General features: G+C 60.3%; 14 protein-coding genes. 5 read left to right on the top strand and 9 right to left on the bottom strand.

Going from position 1 to position 15,695, the window contains the following annotated elements:
* Positions 1–314: 314 nt before the first annotated feature.
* A complete protein-coding gene (locus tag IB262_RS25750; protein ID WP_060643924.1) occupies positions 315–1,070 on the bottom strand; it encodes a hypothetical protein in 756 nt (251 codons plus the stop codon).
* Between the two features lie 475 nt (positions 1,071–1,545).
* Here IB262_RS25750 and IB262_RS25745 point away from each other — a divergent pair, with 475 nt between their 5' ends.
* Positions 1,546–3,300 (top strand): lysozyme, encoded by a 1,755-nt coding sequence (locus tag IB262_RS25745; protein ID WP_060643925.1) that lies wholly within the window; start codon positions 1,546–1,548, stop codon positions 3,298–3,300.
* A gap of 65 nt (positions 3,301–3,365) precedes the next feature.
* A complete protein-coding gene (locus tag IB262_RS25740; RefSeq protein ID WP_060607876.1) occupies positions 3,366–4,547 on the top strand; it encodes a DUF2235 domain-containing protein in 1,182 nt (393 codons plus the stop codon).
* Between the two features lie 532 nt (positions 4,548–5,079).
* Here the strand turns inward: IB262_RS25740 and IB262_RS25735 are convergent.
* The 5 genes from IB262_RS25735 to IB262_RS25715 all read right to left on the bottom strand — a co-directional run bounded on the left by IB262_RS25735 (position 5,080) and on the right by IB262_RS25715 (position 10,611).
* Positions 5,080–6,306, bottom strand: a complete 1,227-nt coding sequence (locus IB262_RS25735; RefSeq protein ID WP_110819671.1) for a transporter substrate-binding domain-containing protein — start codon at positions 6,304–6,306, stop codon at positions 5,080–5,082.
* Between the two features lie 3 nt (positions 6,307–6,309).
* On the bottom strand, positions 6,310–8,253 hold the full coding sequence (locus IB262_RS25730) for a hypothetical protein (protein ID WP_110819670.1): 1,944 nt from the start codon (positions 8,251–8,253) through the stop codon (positions 6,310–6,312).
* A 634-nt stretch (positions 8,254–8,887) separates the two neighbouring features.
* The gene (gene aac(3) / locus IB262_RS25725; protein ID WP_110819669.1) at positions 8,888–9,700 is read right to left on the bottom strand and encodes an aminoglycoside 3-N-acetyltransferase; all 813 of its coding nucleotides are present in this window, start codon (positions 9,698–9,700) and stop codon (positions 8,888–8,890) included.
* A 420-nt stretch (positions 9,701–10,120) separates the two neighbouring features.
* Positions 10,121–10,312 (bottom strand): hypothetical protein, encoded by a 192-nt coding sequence (locus IB262_RS25720; protein ID WP_146243037.1) that lies wholly within the window; start codon positions 10,310–10,312, stop codon positions 10,121–10,123.
* A 20-nt stretch (positions 10,313–10,332) separates the two neighbouring features.
* Positions 10,333–10,611, bottom strand: coding sequence for a hypothetical protein (locus IB262_RS25715; RefSeq protein ID WP_034799974.1), 279 nt, complete (start codon positions 10,609–10,611; stop codon positions 10,333–10,335).
* A 272-nt stretch (positions 10,612–10,883) separates the two neighbouring features.
* Between IB262_RS25715 and IB262_RS25710 the strand changes: the two genes are divergently transcribed.
* A complete protein-coding gene (locus tag IB262_RS25710) occupies positions 10,884–11,093 on the top strand; it encodes a dodecin (RefSeq protein ID WP_034799975.1) in 210 nt (69 codons plus the stop codon).
* 312 nt (positions 11,094–11,405) lie between these two features.
* Positions 11,406–11,855: a lipocalin-like domain-containing protein gene (locus tag IB262_RS25705; protein WP_110819667.1), complete on the top strand. Its 450-nt coding sequence runs from the start codon at positions 11,406–11,408 to the stop codon at positions 11,853–11,855.
* A gap of 179 nt (positions 11,856–12,034) precedes the next feature.
* On the opposite strand, the gene IB262_RS25700 is transcribed toward IB262_RS25705, so the two are convergent.
* Positions 12,035–12,271 carry a hypothetical protein gene (locus IB262_RS25700; protein ID WP_110819666.1) on the bottom strand — a complete coding sequence of 79 codons (237 nt, stop codon included), beginning with the start codon at positions 12,269–12,271 and terminating at the stop codon, positions 12,035–12,037.
* A 91-nt stretch (positions 12,272–12,362) separates the two neighbouring features.
* Here IB262_RS25700 and IB262_RS25695 point away from each other — a divergent pair, with 91 nt between their 5' ends.
* Positions 12,363–12,653: an FCD domain-containing protein gene (locus IB262_RS25695; RefSeq protein ID WP_246802718.1), complete on the top strand. Its 291-nt coding sequence runs from the start codon at positions 12,363–12,365 to the stop codon at positions 12,651–12,653.
* Positions 12,654–12,675: 22 nt separating this feature from the next.
* On the opposite strand, the gene IB262_RS25690 is transcribed toward IB262_RS25695, so the two are convergent.
* On the bottom strand, positions 12,676–13,698 hold the full coding sequence (locus tag IB262_RS25690) for an Ldh family oxidoreductase (protein WP_110819664.1): 1,023 nt from the start codon (positions 13,696–13,698) through the stop codon (positions 12,676–12,678).
* A 1-nt stretch (position 13,699) separates the two neighbouring features.
* Positions 13,700–15,685 carry an FAD-dependent oxidoreductase gene (locus IB262_RS25685; protein WP_110819663.1) on the bottom strand — a complete coding sequence of 662 codons (1,986 nt, stop codon included), beginning with the start codon at positions 15,683–15,685 and terminating at the stop codon, positions 13,700–13,702.
* Positions 15,686–15,695 lie beyond the last annotated feature (10 nt).

The following is a 15,695-nucleotide window of genomic DNA, read 5'->3' as shown; positions in this document are numbered from 1 at the left end:
TTTCGTTGTATGATTGTGTTTCCTGGCTCTTATGGCAATGATTTTGTGGTGCCACCGGGTTCGAGTCCCTGTCAGGTAAGCGAAGCGGAGCGGGACACCGGTCCGCTTCCCGCATTTTTAGGCATGCAAAACCTGTGTGCCGGGTCCGTCCGGACTGCCCGTTTTCCAGCTTCGACGACGTGATCCGGACCCTCAGACGTTACGTCCGGGGCAGTCCGAGGTGACGATCGGAACGTCGAGCGAGATCACGGCGATGCACCGGGACGGCAGGACGCTGATCTCCGATCTTTTGAGCCGGCTGGTCGTAGGTGACTTCAAGGGGTCTTGGCGGTATCGGTCGTCAGTTGAACCAGAAGATACGTGACGATTGCATCCCGCTTGGCCAACCCCTTGGGGCGGCCCTCGGGGTCCAGGGCAACCAGCGTTTTGCGTGCCAGCTGATCCATTTTTGTGAGCGCTTCGGCGTTCGTCGCGTCGGCTGTGATCGCTTCCTTCGTAAACCCTGGTAGCTCAAGAAGTTTGCCGGCGTCGGGCGCGTCGAGCGCCTCGCGGAATCGTGCCTGGGTCTCAGAACCGTTCTGGCCCGACAGGTAGCTGATCACCGCTCGGCCGTCGGCGGCCGCGGCGAATTTCCCATCCGGGTCCGTGACCACCAACGTCAATTCCGGATCAAAGCTCGACAGTGCCTGAAGGTAGAGGACGACGGCCGACGGGGCGTAGTAACCTGGGCGGCCGAGATGGAGGACAAGTGCTATCGGTCGCCCCGGCGTGAGGGTGCGCGTCAAGCCCTCGATCGCTGCGACGCCCTCCTTCTCAATCGATTGGAAATTTTCGACGACATCCGTAAGGGGCAATAGCTTGACTTCGGATTTAGCAGCCTCGCGAAACGTCAGTGCGACACCGCCCGCGGACAACTCGCTGATCGTCCCAGACGCGATGCCCCAGACCCCGAGCGGGAGCAGAAGCAGCGCGATGAAGGTGGTGCTCTCGCCAATCTTCAGATGTTTGAGGATCAGGGCAAGCAGCACAGCCAGTGGGATGCTTGCGATGGCATATACTATGGCGCTCATGGCTGCCCCCGCTCTAAAATCGAGCTATCGCGTATATCCTTAAACATTATAATCAGCCATTTTGGCTTTAACTGTTACATTTGGAACAGGTTCGTCACCAATCGTCATGTAAAGTATCGGAAGGCTGGCTGAATAAATTCAGTCAAAGGCTATGTCCGATAATAAATGTAGGGATTTTCGTTCGAAAATCCGACGGATATCCTTGTTTTATCGCCAAAGTGAACGTTTCTCGTTGAATTTTCAACGAGGTGGATCTTTTCCATAGTGTTGCATACGAAACCCGACGACCATCTGACGGCTCTGTCCCAATGTGAAGGAGAGCCCGACGGCGGTTGGACATGCCCTGGCGTTGGTCTGGGCGATTGGCAGGTCCCGCGTGGCGTGACCGTGCCAACTTGAACGCACAGTAAACCGACCATCAGCCGCGGCAGAACTAGCGGGCAACAGCGCGCTACAAAAACGATGGGAGGCTTCCGTGAAGACAAGTGTACGCGGCATATGCGCCATGCTCGCCGAAGAGGCAATCGTCCTATCAGCCTACAACGATGGCACAGGAACCATGACGGTCGGCGCCGGACATACGGCGGCGGCCGGTCCACCTGTTCCCCGCTCCGGCCTGACGATCACCCTGACGGAGGCGATCAACATCTTCCGCACCGATCTTGCCAAGTTCGAGGCGCAGGTTCAGGCAGCCGTCAGGACCCCGCTGGCGCAGCATCAGTTCGATGCCCTTGTGTCGTGGCACTTCAATACGGGCGCGATATCGAAGGCAGGCTTGACGCAGAAGCTCAATGCCGGAGACGCTGTTGGCGCCGCCGCCGAATTTGCGCGCTGGAACAAGAGCAACGGTAAGGTGCTCGACGGCTTGGTCGCGCGTCGCGAGCGTGAAGCAGCCATGTTCGCAAAGGGAGAGTATGGCAGCCCGAAGATCCGCGTTCTGGAGAGCAGGGGCGGCCCGGACGAAATCTTCACCGCCGACCAGATCGAGACGCTCCTCGGGGGTGCCCCGAACTCGGAAGAAGAACAGACCACCGAAGAACTGCTGGCCAATCCGATCTCGCAGCTTCTCCCGCTCAACCGGCCCAAGCAATCCGCCGCGCTCACGAACACCGTGCTTCAGGAGTTTAGAAACCTCATCCCGGAAGAGGGGCGTGATGACGCTGTGACGTTGGTCGCCGTGCGCGGCTACTACCTCAACTCGATGGGCAAGGAGAGCGCAAACGATCGCGGCGTCTACGACGACGCGATCTTCATCGTCGAGCCGAGCGGTGTCCACAACTTCAACGCCAATACGGACCCCAGCCGTTTCGGTCGCGGTATCGCGCGGCTGAAGCCACGCCAGGCGATCCGGTACAGACCCGGTCTACACGGGTTTGGGCGCAAGAACGGACCCTATCCCGCCTTCCGGCAGGACAGCGACTGCACGGTCATTCGCGATGAAACCGGTGAGGATACGGATTCGCAGGATGGCCGCTTCTGGATCAATCTCCACCGCGGCGGCGTCACGTCCACCTCCAGCCTCGGTTGCCAGACGGTCCCACCGCATCAGTGGAACGAATTCAAGACCCTCGTAGACGGTCTGCTGAAGAAGCATGGACAGGAGACTTTTTACTACTTGCTCGTCGATCAGGACGATGTCCCACAGGAGGAAACGACCATGCCTGTTATCACGCAGCCGGCACCGGCTCCGGCGACGACCGAGGCGAACCCCGCACAATTGCTGCAACAGATCCTCGCGCTCGCTGCGATGTCGCGCGGACACAAGCCCGCGAACCAGGGCGACATGACCTGGCTGGTCGATGTCTTGCGGGCACTTGTCACCCAACCGACGATCAATGGCGTTGTCCTGAATGGCGCGAAACCGGACCCGCTCGCATCGGTCAGCGACCCTGACCTGACGCCGGTCAACGGTGCGCTCGGAAAGACGCTCGGGAATGCGCTCGACGGCCGCAAGACCGCGATAGGTGCCATCGGCATGCTCGCCACGACCCTTCTGCCAATCTTCTTCCCGCAGCTGGCGCCGGTCACGGCGATCGCTGCACCCTTGATCGAGGGGGCGGCGAACGCGGGCGCCACAGCGGCGGCGACGCATGCTGGCGGAGGGCTCGGCAGCGAGCTTGTAACGGCCGCCTTCCCTGTCTTTGCCGCGATCAGCGGCTGGGGCGTGATGGGCAAGGTTGAAAAATGGGTCCGCGCCCTTCGGGGCGGGCTTGAAGCGCCGGCCGCGTGAGAACCGCGGCTGCTCACGCCAAGACAACAGGGAAACGCACATCAGGGCCATAAAGGAAAAAAGAGATGAAACGCTTGGTTGTTTGTTTCGACGGAACCTGGAACGACGCCGATAGTGCCCGTTCCGAAACGAATGTCGCGCGGATCGCGAGGGCCATTCGCGCTTGCCAGGACGAAAGAGGCGGTATTCCGCAATCTGTCCTGTACCTGCGTGGTATCGGATCGTCCGGCCTGCAAATTCAACGCCTTTTGGATGGCGCGATCGGCACTGGCGTGGATGAGAACATCCGCTCCGGATACATGTTCCTCGCCCAGAACTATGTTTCAGGCGACGAGATCTATCTGTTCGGTTTCTCGCGTGGCGCCTTTTCCGCGCGCAGCCTGGCGGGGCTGATCGCCTCATGCGGACTTCTCAGACGGCAGCGGCTCGGGGATCTGCGCAACGCCTGGCAGTATTACAGAACCACCGAGGACCGGTCGCCGAAGGATTTCGTTGATAGATATTCGACGGATGCGCACCTGGATGTCGAAGTCACGATGCTCGGGGTCTGGGACACGGTCGGCGCGCTCGGCGTTCCCAGCCACATTTTCAGTGGCTTCAACTGCAGGGAATATGGATTCCACAATACCACGGCCTCAAAGATAACGCGCCACGCCTACCACGCGATGGCCATCGATGAGTCGCGAGACGAGTTCGTGCCGACGCTCTGGACAGGCGACGTCCCGGCCAATTGCACGATAGAGCAGGTCTGGTTCGCAGGCAGCCATGGAGACGTTGGCGGAGGGTATGTCGACCGTTCACTGGCCGATATCCCGCTGGTCTGGATGGCGCAAAAGGCGCAGGCCTGCGGGCTTGTGATGGACTGGACGATGCTCCCGAAAGGACTCGACGTCAGCGCCCCGCATCACGACTCGCGTGCAGGCTGGTCGCTTAAGGACCGGTTGACGCCGACATTCCGGCAAATCTGCGAGAAGCCGTTCAGGGTGAATTACTACGAAACGCTTTACCGGCCGCGCGATGGACAGGGCATCGCTCAACGCACGATCAACGAATCCCTTCATGAAAGCGTGATCGCGCGCTATGGGCAGACAGTTTCCTTTTCTCCGGACGACGATCCGTCGGCGCGCGCGCAGCAAGTCTACAAGCCCAGAAATCTCGCTCCGCTTTTCAATGTCCCGGTTCGGGGGCAGCGCCCAGTGGCGCCCAATGTGATCGCGGCTCAGACTGCCCAGGTCGCGACCGTTTGAAAACACCACACGCCCGGTTCATGGGGCTGGACGGGAAGATGCACGGCAAGACGAGGAGGTCTTGCCGTGCATTTTCGTCTGGCCGCTCGTGAAGCCAAAGCTGGAATGGATTTCACCTGAGCCGGAGGTCAAGGCGACACTGCACATTCGCAACCGCATTGCACCGTCATCGGTTTTGTGGAGCCGGACGTCCGTGCCGCAGCGTTTGGGGCCGAGCAACTTTCAGGGGGCCTCGCTTGATGGCCCACCCGAGAATGCGCCGCAAAAAAGAGATCGCCAGGTGGTGCCCGTGACCTACTGCCATGGTCCAATCCGCTTCACGTGTCCTCACGGACCAGCATTGCCAGCAATCGTGCACTGCCCGCCGGTAAGCGAGCGGCTAGGCACGTTCTAGGCCCTTGCGGGCTTGCGGTCACGCCGCAGAGGGAGAATAGACGATCGGTGGTTAGTCCCAGTGACCGTGACGCCGGTCGCCTCGTCCGTCTTCTTGAGCTTACGGATCCCGGCCCACATATGGCGTCGACGGCGCCGGCTAGCGGTCCGTCTTCGAAATGCTTTGCGAAACCTCGGGCAAATGCAGCGGATCTTGCTGCGCACCGGCAGCAGACCCAGGCTTCTCAGTCATGTCGCTTCCCGCCGGAATGCTATTGATCCGGAACAGGGTGGCGAGATGTTGAGACTTTTGCGTCCCGGGAAAATGACCTGAGAACAGCCGCTCGACGGTTCCGTCCTCGAACATGCCGTAAAGCGCAAGTGTGATGCGCTCGGGGAAATCGGGGAAACGGCGAGATGAGACCACGAGGGCGTAGGGCTCGTAGGTGCCTTCCGTGGTCGGTGTGGTGTCGGCAGCACAACGGGTACCGGTACGTTCGCCATAGTCGGCAAGTGCGGCCTTGATGATATCGACATCCCCGAAATAGCGGGCCAGCCGACCGTTACAAAATTCCTCCGCCGCCTCGGAATGCGAGTCGATTTCTCGCGGGCAGATCATCCAGTTGTCCTGCGTCAGGTGCGCCGCATTGGTTTTCAGCGTGTCGCCGATCGTAGATCCCTTGACGTAGCCCCAGATCTCAAAGGTTCTCTTCTTCTCGGTGTTTTCCTTCGTGGGCTGCTGGAGAGTGAAATCAAACTTCTGTTCCAGCCAGCCGAGAAGGCCGTTTCCGGCGGTTGCTGCAGGTTGGGTCGTACTGGGCGGGGTGGCTTGGTTCGCGGGCACCGACGACCATCTTCTCGTCTTCGGATCTTCGCCCTTTGCCTGTTTCAGCCAGTTGAACACGTCCATGCAGGTCGGTTTGGGCGGTGCGTCTTTGGGAAGGTCTCCGGCTGCCTCTGACGAACGTGGATCGAGATGCGCCTTGACGTATGAGCCGTTCGCCACGAAGACGATGGGCGAGAACGCAAGATAGGGTGCCTGCCCGTTGTAGGCGAAGTTCTGCATCCGCTTGAGCGTGATTGTCGTCGGATCGCAAAGCAGGTCGTAGTCGCCGTCGCCTGTTTTCAGGAACGCGGCTCGTTTCTTTGCGTCCACGCCCTCTTCGCTAAAATGATATCCCGCACGCTGGACGGCCTCGGTGCAGATATCCCAAAAGAAGCCGAGATAGCCTTTGGTGTCCTGGTCCCGCCAGATGAAGGGTCGCGCATCTTCGCGCACCCCAATCCTAATCTCACCGCTGTCAAGCGTCTCGGCACGCGCAGTGTAAGAGAGGACATGCGCTGGGACGAGTGCGGCGACGACGAATTTGGCGAGCAGTGGGCGCATCGGCTACTCCGCGGGTGTTGGTCTTGGCGCCACGCGTGCGGGCGTCTTTCCCGAACGGAAGCGCTCGGCGCCGCCGCGTTGGTTGAGAAGAGCAGCCGTGACGCAAAACACGACGACGAAGCCGATGAACGCCGAGAACATCGCCGAGTAGACGACGAGACCTCTATCGATTGCGTCGAGGCTCAGAGTGGTTGCGGGCTTTGTGGCCCATGATGTCAGGTAACGGGTCGCCCCTCCGCAGACGGCCATGACAACCGATGCGCCGACCGCCCAGATCAGGCTTGAGAGATACGTCGGCTGCAGCGAGAGTGACAGTGCCCGAGCCAACCATGCATCGAGCAGGAACGCCACGATCAGGGCAAGTACGGCGCCGCGAACGGCCGTCGGCGCGTTGTATTCGAACGAAAGCTGCAGGAACAGCGAGAGGCCTTGATCGCCGGCGGCCCAACCTGTGTCGAGGCCGGTTTTCCAGAGCTGCAGCCCCATGACGAATACGGCGGCGACGGCCCAGGACACGAAAACGACGAGCACGGCTTGCGGCAACCACGAGGTCCAATGCGCCTCGCGCATGTTCCGCCAACGACGCGACTGCATGCCTGCGTCGCGAAGCGCGAGCGTCACAATCATCGGGATGCAGTAGTTGTTGAACGCGTAGAAGATGTAGGTCAGCGTGCGAGAATAGACATTGACGGGGCTACCCCATACGAGCTCGCTTTCAAACCGACCGGGTAGCAGGCTCCAAAAGAGGCTGACGAAGAGCACGGTGCCGAGGGCCCAGAGCGCAGTCAACGTCGCGTAGGATCTGCGATAGCCAGCGCTTAAATGGGGGTGCAACAGGGCGCCGAGGAACTGCTCGAGCTTTTTCCGGGCAACGACTTGCTGATGTGCCGCCGCCTCGTCTGCCGTCGCCGGCGAGACGACGATGATCTCGTGCTCGACATAGAGCGCGAGCAGGATGCAAAGATCGTCTGCAAGGTCGTCGGCATCCGACGCCAATCGCTCCCAGGTCGCCCTCTTGCGTTCGCCGAGGCTTGCATCGGCGGCTCCGTTGCTGACAGGCGCTTCCTTCGCCGCGCCTGACCCGTAGCCCGACCTCTCGTCCAGATCCACGACCAACTGATCCCGTCGCTTGCTGAGCTCTTCCTCAAGTTTCTGAAAACGCTCCCGCGCGGGGGCGTTGGCGAGCTTCAGCTTGCGGTCGAGGATCCAGGCAGAGACGGAGAAGATCAGTTCCAGATCGAGACGAAAGTCCTCGGGTTCGCTCAACTGATCCTTCGCGGCCGCCTGATAATGATCAATACGCTCCCAATTGCTGCGCGGAATGAGGAGGGTGTTCTTTTCGAGGGATGACGCGCTGTCGGCCGAGATCGCGAGGTCCTTCCGGCGCAGATCTTCACTGGCGCCGATGACGCGGGTGGGAATACCCGCCAGGCGGTGGGCAGCACTTCGCATCCAGTCCTCGAAGCTTCCCAGAAGCGGGAAACTGGGTGCCAGACCGACCATGATCAGCGCGATGGCAAGCGAGACCGATGCGTCGATGCCGATATCGAAGTCCCGCACGACCGACGGAACGACGATGGTGGACAGAGGCTGCATCCAGGTGCTTGCAGCACTGTTGCTGCCCGGGGTGAAGCCTGTGGTGATCGCTACCGGGGCATCGCCGGAAGGAACGGGAAGCTTGCTCGCACCGATCGAAAGATCCGGGCCACCGAGCATCGGGAGGAGTTCCGCGTAGGCGCAGAGGAAGAAGTAGATGATCAGAAGTATGAGCGCGTAGCATGCGTAGGCGTGCATGACGATGCGCCGCGCCCGAAGCTTGTCGGGCGACAACAGGTTGACAAGCCGCTCCATCTGCCGCCCGCCCTCGTAGGTGACACGGTTGAAGCGCCCGTAAGAATAAAACAGGACTATCGCCGCTCCGAAGAGCAGCGCGACAAGGTTCGGCATGGTGGTAAATCACAGTTTGGAGCAGTGCCTTAACGGCACTGCTGTACCGCCGGGTTGCATTGTGCAGCTGCCGTCGCAGGCACGAATGACGTCAGGGCAATGAGCACGAGCAATAGCTTCATCATGGCATCCTCCCTTGCGATTTTGCTTTTTGATGCAGGAAGCGATCAGTTAACAAGTCGCGTTGTCGAAAGGCATAAGTTGCAAGACAACCGAGTGTTCAAGGAACTACTTTCCCGATTGTATGATACCAAACGCGTCACGGCGTGGATGTTACGTTCGTAACACCTGAAGTCTCCGGGCAGGTGTAATTTACATCGGTCTCTGTGCGTTCCGCACCGTCGCCAGCGCGGTCACCAATCTCCGGATCTCCAGGCAACGCGCCGGCGAAAGCTGGATGGATGGATCTCTAGCGCAGCCGCGGGCTGCCGCGGAATATCTCAGCAGCTCTACGGGCCGATGCCATGCTCTTTTGGGACGATAGTTGGCGCTTGAGCCGCCGCTGACATTCGATTGGTGTGCACGGTTGCTGGCGGCGACCCTGAGGCCAAAGCGGCGCACGAGATTGACGCCGACCGGATAGGAGCAAGTCTTCCGTCCGAATGGGGCGGCCCGCATCGTTATGGACTGGTGCCTACGCACCCTTGCCAAATCGGCTTTCGAGATATGCCACACCAAACGACACGATGTCCCGCGCGTCGAAGAGGTGGCAGAAAGCATCTCCGACCGTGCCGCTCCGGTGCCGGCTAGTGGCAACGTAGGCATTCGCAATCGTTTCGACCGCGTCGGCCTGGCCCGCGACCGCAAAACGATCAAGGATGCCGTTGGTGTCAAAGTCTTCGGCGGTCTCCCATACCGTTTCACCATTCGGACCAAGAAGCGGCATCTCGTAAGTCACGCGCCGCTTGCCGGGGATGTCGGCGATGGCTTCCGCATAGTGGAGAGCGGTAACGGAGTTCAAAGGGGCGCCCAGCAAGAGCACTTTTCCCCTAAGTTCGACAAATCGTTGGATTGGCGAGCCATTTCCCAAAGCCTGGCCAAGCCGATGAGGCTCTATCAACGTCTCGGAAAGTGGCCCAACCGCAACCATGGATGCGTCGGGATGAGCGCTACGGCGTGCGCCGGGCGCTTCAACAAGAAACTGGTTGAGCAGGCCGAAACCCGGATAGGTGCGAGCGGTTGCGGGATCGAACGGCGGCCAAGTACGACGCGCTTCATCAGCCATCCGGACGCCATTCAAAGTTTCCTCGTAGGGTGAGCGATCCCATGAGGCATAGCCCATGAGGGTGCCCGATGACCCAATCGCATCGAGAAGTGCGCCGACAATGGCGGCCGGCCCGCCTTTGACAGCACCAACGGCTTTCAAGGAGGCGTGCACCATCACAAGATCGCCCGTTCGAACGCCCAGTTGTCGAAGATCCGTCGTAATTTCAGTCCGGGTTTTCATCGAACCAGTTCAGATTTTCCAAGGTCCTCGAAATCAGGCCGCCGGGGCCAGTACGAGTATCCACGCTACCAGTGACGTCGAACGTCAAAGCAAGTATGCTTGGTGCAGCGGCCGGCGGGCGACTTGCCAATTGTCGGGCATGAGCTGTCACTTCTCCGAGGCAAACAATGCTTAATTGAGGCTGGATGCAGAGGCGTGTTCCATGCGATGTTTAAAGCGGACGCCCGACGAGCCGTAGCGAGCACCGTGGCCTAGAGTGCCTCGCTCGCGACTTTGGCCGCCATCGATACCAGGAGCGCTGCCAAAGCAACGGCTGTTCCAAACCTCGCGATCTTCATACGGCGTTCGCGACGGCCATTCCAGTCATATCCCATCAGCGTCGCCTCCCGTTCCGCATTTGGTTTGGTCCGCCAAGGGCTTTCAATCGACCTTGCGCCCTGGCCGGCGTTCTTGAAGTAACTTGAGGTATCTGCGCCGGATGCAATCGATGGGTACATCGCCGGTGAACCGCAGCTTGAGCAGGACCTCGACCTCGGCATCACGCTCGATCGCCATGCCGCGCTCTGCCCATTTCGCAACGACGCGATCGGCGATTTCCTCCCGCGTGGTCACGAACGTCCCTTTGCTTTGGGTCATTTTCGTTGCAGGGCGAGCGCGCCGGCCTCCCGGCAGACACCCCGCAGCGATGAAGACCGATCCGCAAGGCCCCCCAATGTCCCACTGATGTGATCGGCCTGTTGTCTGGTTAATCTGAACTGCAGCGCCGACACATCCGTGAGATTAGGGTCGACGCTGAATTCGATCCTCAAGAAAACGTCGCCCGTTTCATCGCCTTTTGCCGGCTCGGCTTTCCAGCCGACGATGGTCGAGGACCTGACATTGCCACGCCCGTCCGTACTCCAGTCGTTCATGTGCTTGCAAACCTCTCTCTTTGCGAAAACCAACGACAGACAAGAAGCTCTAGACCGCACGCCAGGAAGAATGTCCGAAAGTGCGCGTATCGGAATTGGTACATACCAGTGTTAAGCAATAGTTTTGATTTATGCATTTGGCATTTAAAAATTACAGGTCGCTAAAAGATTGATGCGACAATAGAGCCAGACAATTCCTTGCGCTAATTGTTAGCGCAAGGATTGCGGCTTGCCTGTAGGATGTCCTTTCTCAAAGCAAACGGGAGGTTGTTATGAGTGATCACGTCTACAAGAAGGTAGAGCTGGTCGGCAGTTCGAAGTCGTCTGTTACCGACGCTATCGAAACCGCGATCGCGCGTGCATCGAAGACCATGAGAAACCTGGAATGGTTCGAGGTCGACCAGATCAGGGGACACATCAAGGATGGCGAAGTCGCGCACTACCAGGTGGTCATGAAGGTCGGGTTTCGTATTGACGACTGAACAGGCGACGGATGGGCGCCAGCTTGGATCGACTGGCGCTTGCAGCAACGATCGTTGCGCCACGCCGGCAAAACACGCGGCTCAGTCGATTGTGCAGGGTTAGTAAGGGCTACATTCTGCTCCAGCATAAAGCTCCGCGCATGTCAGGGGTGTGCCATGGAGCCCCTGCGGCCGCATTGGTTCATAGCGAAAGAAGACGTGGTGGCCAGGACGCGGGTCAACGATCGACTGCGCGGGATCATGGCGAGGTCCCGCCGAAGCCGGGGCCATATGGGCCGTCCAAATGCTCGCTCGAGAAAGGGAGGATAGGCAATGGAAAATACGCAAGGTGGGCCGCTTAGCCGCGATCTCCTTCTTGGAAGCTGGAGGATGACCTCGTGGGTTGCGAGAGACGTCGCGACTGGAGAGCGCAAGGATGCACTCGGTCAGAACCCTCAAGGCACGGTTGTCTACACACCGCAGCGCGTGACTTTTCTTATTCTCAAGAACAATAGCAAGCGGCCCGAGCGATTGCCGCCGTCAGACGAAGAGAAGATCGCTTTGTTCGAGACGATGTTCGCCTATTCGGGCACCTACACGGTTGAGTCGGATCGGGTCGTGCACCACGTCGATATGAGCTGGAATGAAGCATGGAGCGGCACAGAGCAGGTACGGTTCTGCAAGGTCGACGAACAGACGCTGACTTACACCTCGGCCCCAGCCCCAAGCCCATTCGACGGGCGTGAGGTCGTCCACGAAGTGACTTATGTCCGAGAAAAGTGACCAGCGAATGCGCCGCTACAAATTTCTGCCAGTAACTTGTAGCGGCCTCCGCAGGCGTCGATGTTGTGCGTGCATAACGAGGCTCCGGGCACGATGATCCTGGAAATCAAGCGGATCCTGCCGTTTCGTGTGTACCCTTGTCATCGGGCACCGGTGCATCATCACCAACGCCATTTGGCCTATTCGGCGGGCGTGGGTGCGAGTTCTGCGCCGCGGTCTGCATCTAGGATAGCGTCGATGGCAGTCAGTTCTGGCATTTTCAAACCTCTCGCGCCTCCGCAGCAGACTAGGAGATACGCGAGATACACCGCACCAATTGCGAACATGATGGCGACATAAGACAAGGGCTTTGAGAAGGACGCATCGCGGAAGATCGCGAGTTCAAAGGCAAGCCATGCGATCGCCAGTACGAGCACCGGCACTTCCCAAACGCCCAAAGAGAAGCTCTGGCTCGGCGGGGTCGATGACGCTTGGCCGCGTACATCAGCACCGTTACTTCGTAGATGATTGCCGGAAGCAATGTGGCGGCAACGGCGCATCCGTCTGCTGTGTAAACAGGACAAGGATGATCTGATTGATCATGCGCGTATCGGCAAGATTTTCTACAGGCCGAGCAACGCGCGCATGTTGGAGGACCTGCACGAGGCGTCGCGCCAGCACGACGAAATCATCGATGCAATAGCGAACCACGGTCCTGACCGGGCGGAGGCGTTGATCCGCGCACACCTCGATCTATCGCGCAAGAACATGGCGATGTATGCCGCCCCGGAAGGGATGGCGATTTCTCTTGGTGTGTAACATATCCGGGCCTCCGGTGTTCTTACGTTAGCCCGCCGGACGATTGATGTTCATTCGACGCGAAACGATCGATGGCGTCGAAGACAGCGCGGGACATGCGCAATGGTTGCTCCGGCGAGCCAGGTGGCCTGCCGCTGACGCCCGGGACGTGAACGCCGAGCTTCTCCAGCCGCCGGATTTGGTCGTGTGCGCGGGCGATGTGGCCGCTCCCTTCCGGGCCCGGCATCATCGCAAATACCGTCAGCCCGACAGCGGGAGAGGTTTCACCCGTTCTGAAGCTTGGCGTGTCCAGAGACCAGGAACCGCCGGAAAGACCGGCCGACAGCATTTCGACGAGGAGCGCGACGTTCGCACCCTTGCGGCCACCGAAGGGTAGCAGCGCGCCTAAGAGTGCCTTTTCGGCGTCCCGGGTATCGGCGCCTTCGTTGTCGACCGCCCATCCTTCCGGGATTTCTCGCCCCTCGGCGGCGGCGGCGGCAATGTTGACGTAGGCAGTCGCGCTTGACGATTGGTCGACGATGAGTGGCGGCGCGTTGGCGCCGAGCGGAAATCCGAAGGCGATGGGGTTCGTGCTGTAGACAGCCGGTCCTCCTGCCTTCGCTACGACCATGGCATTCGCGTTGGTCGCCGCAAGACCGCCCAGGCCTTCCAGCGCGAGCCTGCGCACGTAGTAGCCGAGCTCGCCCGTTGTATAGCTGTTCTTTTGGGTGAAGAGCGCGATCCCGAAGTTGCGGGCAGCATCCACGAAATCGCGGAAGGCAAGGTCGAAACCAAGCTGCGCGATGCCTCGGTCGGCATCGCAGGTGATGTGAGCGGGGAAGGGGCGCGTGGCGGCCGGCGTGGGATCGCAATTGATGCGCCCCTCGCGAAAACTGTTCAGATAATCGACGAGGTGCGGAAACCCGACCGCGCTCGGGCCGAAGCGGGCGGCCGACACTGTTGCGTCCACGAGCGATCGGGCGCTCGCCGGATTGGCGCCGGCACCAAGGCAAGCTCTCATCGCCAGATCTTCTGCTTGCCTCTGGTTGAGTTCGACCTCTTCCATCTCAGATCTCCAGTCCCGCTTTCCTACCCTCATAAAACGCATAGGGTGCCTGCCGCGGTGCGGCGCAATCGCCGATCTGGCGCGTAGCGATACCGCGTTCGGCGAGCCCCGGCATCAGCCAGTCGGCCGGGGCATTCGTGGTGGCCGTCACCAAGGCATCCGCGTCGATGAAGCGACACTCTCCCGTGGTGTGGTCGACGATGGTCGCGCCGTTGCCGTGCCATTCGATGACGCTGGCTTCGACGATCCATGTGACGCAGAGTTTCCTGAGCGCCTGCCGCATCGGAACGTCAGCTGCGGTTCGCTGCAGCTCCTTGCCGACGAACGGGTCGGGCGTCAGGAGCGCCACCTCGTGGCCCTCCTCGGCGAGCTTCCAGGCGGTGCCGCAGCCGCGCCAGCCGCCGCCTTCATCCAAAAGCAGAACGCGCTTGCCCGGCCTTGCCTGCCGCGCCATGACGGCTTCGACTGTGAAGACGTTACCCTTCGCCAGGCCCGGCATCGCCTCGACCGCCGGCAGCGCTTTCTGGAACACCGTCTCCGGCGAATAGGAGCCGGTGGCGACGATGACACGCCCGAACTCGGAAGGATCGATGTCCTCGGCCTCGACATAGGAGTTGAGGCGAACCTCTACACCGAGTTTTTCGAGCTGGCGCTCATACCAGGCGATAAGATCGAGGATCTGGGCCCTTCGTGGCTGCATGCCTGCGAGCAGGAAGTTACCGCCGAGCCGGTTCGACGCCTCGGCGAGCGCGACTTCGTGGCCACGCTCGGCGGCCACCCGGGCGGCCTCCAGTCCGGCTGGGCCGCCACCGATGACCAGCACGCGCTGGGGATCGCTGGTCTTCAAAAAGCGGTCGCCGTTCCATTCGGCCTCGCGGCCGACGGACGGGTTGATCAGACAGCTGATCCAGTAGTCGCGCGACCGGCGTCCCCAGCACATCTGATTGCACGAGATGCAGCCGCGAATGTCCTCCGGGCGATCTTCGGCCGCCTTCGTTGCAAGATGCGGATCAGCGATCTGCCCGCGCACGATCGAAACGAGGTCGGCTGCTCCCTCGCCGAGCACCGTTTCGGCGTTTTCGGGGGTGCGGATGTGGCTTTCGGCGATCACAAGCGCGTTCTTGACGACACTCCGCAGGACTGAAGCGAGATCGGCGCCAAGTTTTTCCGGATAGAGGAACGTCGGCATCAGCTTGTAGAAATCGAGGTAGCCGCCAGAGCCGCAGGTGACATAATCGATAAGGCCCAGTTCGTCGTGCAGGCGGATGATTTCGGCAAGCTCGTCGCGTTGAAGCGCAACCTTCACGTCCGGTTCGTCACTGACGGCAAGGCCGACAATGAAATCCGGCCCGCAGACGTGCCTGATCCGCGTCAGGATTTCCCGAGACATCCGCGTGCGGTTTTCAAGCGAACCGCCCCACTGATCGTCGCGCCGATTGCACCATGGCGTCCAGAATTGGTCGACCAAACCGAGATAGGCAGCCCATACTTCGACGCCGTCAAAGCCGGCGTCCCGACAGCGACGTGCCGCCGCAACGAAGCCATCGATCGTTTCCAGGATTTCCGCTTCGGTCATCGGATGCGAGCCGTCGCTGTCATGATAGCTCGGCCCGCCCGAAGGCGACCAATGTGGATGGAACGAATTGTCGGAATCCCCATGCGCTCCGACGTGATAGAGCTGCTGGATCGCTATGGCTCCATGCCCTTTGATCGCCTCGACCACCTTCTTGAAATGGGGGATGACACTGTCATCGGAGTGGCGAAAATTGCCGCGAGTTAAAACGGCTGCGGCATGGACGGGCATGGGTTCGACGACGATCATCGCGGCGCCGCCGATCGCTCGTTCCCGGTAATAGGCGGTATGTCGTTCGGTCGGCAGACCCTCGACCGCCATGTTCGCCGTGTGCGCGCCGAACACGATCCTGTTCTTCAGCGTGTGGGACCGCAGTTTGAGAGGGGAAAACAGCCGAGGAAATTTCTTGGACATGGCGCAACTC

The sequence above is a fragment of the Ensifer sp. ENS02 genome, assembly GCF_014851885.1.
Classification (GTDB): Bacteria; Pseudomonadota; Alphaproteobacteria; order Rhizobiales; family Rhizobiaceae; genus Ensifer; species Ensifer adhaerens.
The sequence above is the reverse complement of the archived record's forward strand: the minus strand, read 5'-3'. Positions and strand labels throughout refer to the sequence as shown.

Excerpts from the sequence above, each read along its gene's own strand:
- IB262_RS25750 (WP_060643924.1), bottom strand. The coding sequence starts at position 1,070 with ATGAGCGCCATAGTATATGCCATCGCAAGCATCCCACTGGCTGTGCTG.
- IB262_RS25740 (WP_060607876.1), top strand. The coding sequence starts at position 3,366 with ATGAAACGCTTGGTTGTTTGTTTCGACGGAACCTGGAACGACGCCGAT.
- IB262_RS25735 (WP_110819671.1), bottom strand. The coding sequence starts at position 6,306 with ATGCGCCCACTGCTCGCCAAATTCGTCGTCGCCGCACTCGTCCCAGCG.
- IB262_RS25730 (WP_110819670.1), bottom strand. The coding sequence starts at position 8,253 with ATGCCGAACCTTGTCGCGCTGCTCTTCGGAGCGGCGATAGTCCTGTTT.
- IB262_RS25715 (WP_034799974.1), bottom strand. The coding sequence starts at position 10,611 with ATGAACGACTGGAGTACGGACGGGCGTGGCAATGTCAGGTCCTCGACC.
- IB262_RS25710 (WP_034799975.1), top strand. The coding sequence starts at position 10,884 with ATGAGTGATCACGTCTACAAGAAGGTAGAGCTGGTCGGCAGTTCGAAG.
- IB262_RS25705 (WP_110819667.1), top strand. The coding sequence starts at position 11,406 with ATGGAAAATACGCAAGGTGGGCCGCTTAGCCGCGATCTCCTTCTTGGA.
- IB262_RS25690 (WP_110819664.1), bottom strand. The coding sequence starts at position 13,698 with ATGGAAGAGGTCGAACTCAACCAGAGGCAAGCAGAAGATCTGGCGATG.
- IB262_RS25685 (WP_110819663.1), bottom strand. The coding sequence starts at position 15,685 with ATGTCCAAGAAATTTCCTCGGCTGTTTTCCCCTCTCAAACTGCGGTCC.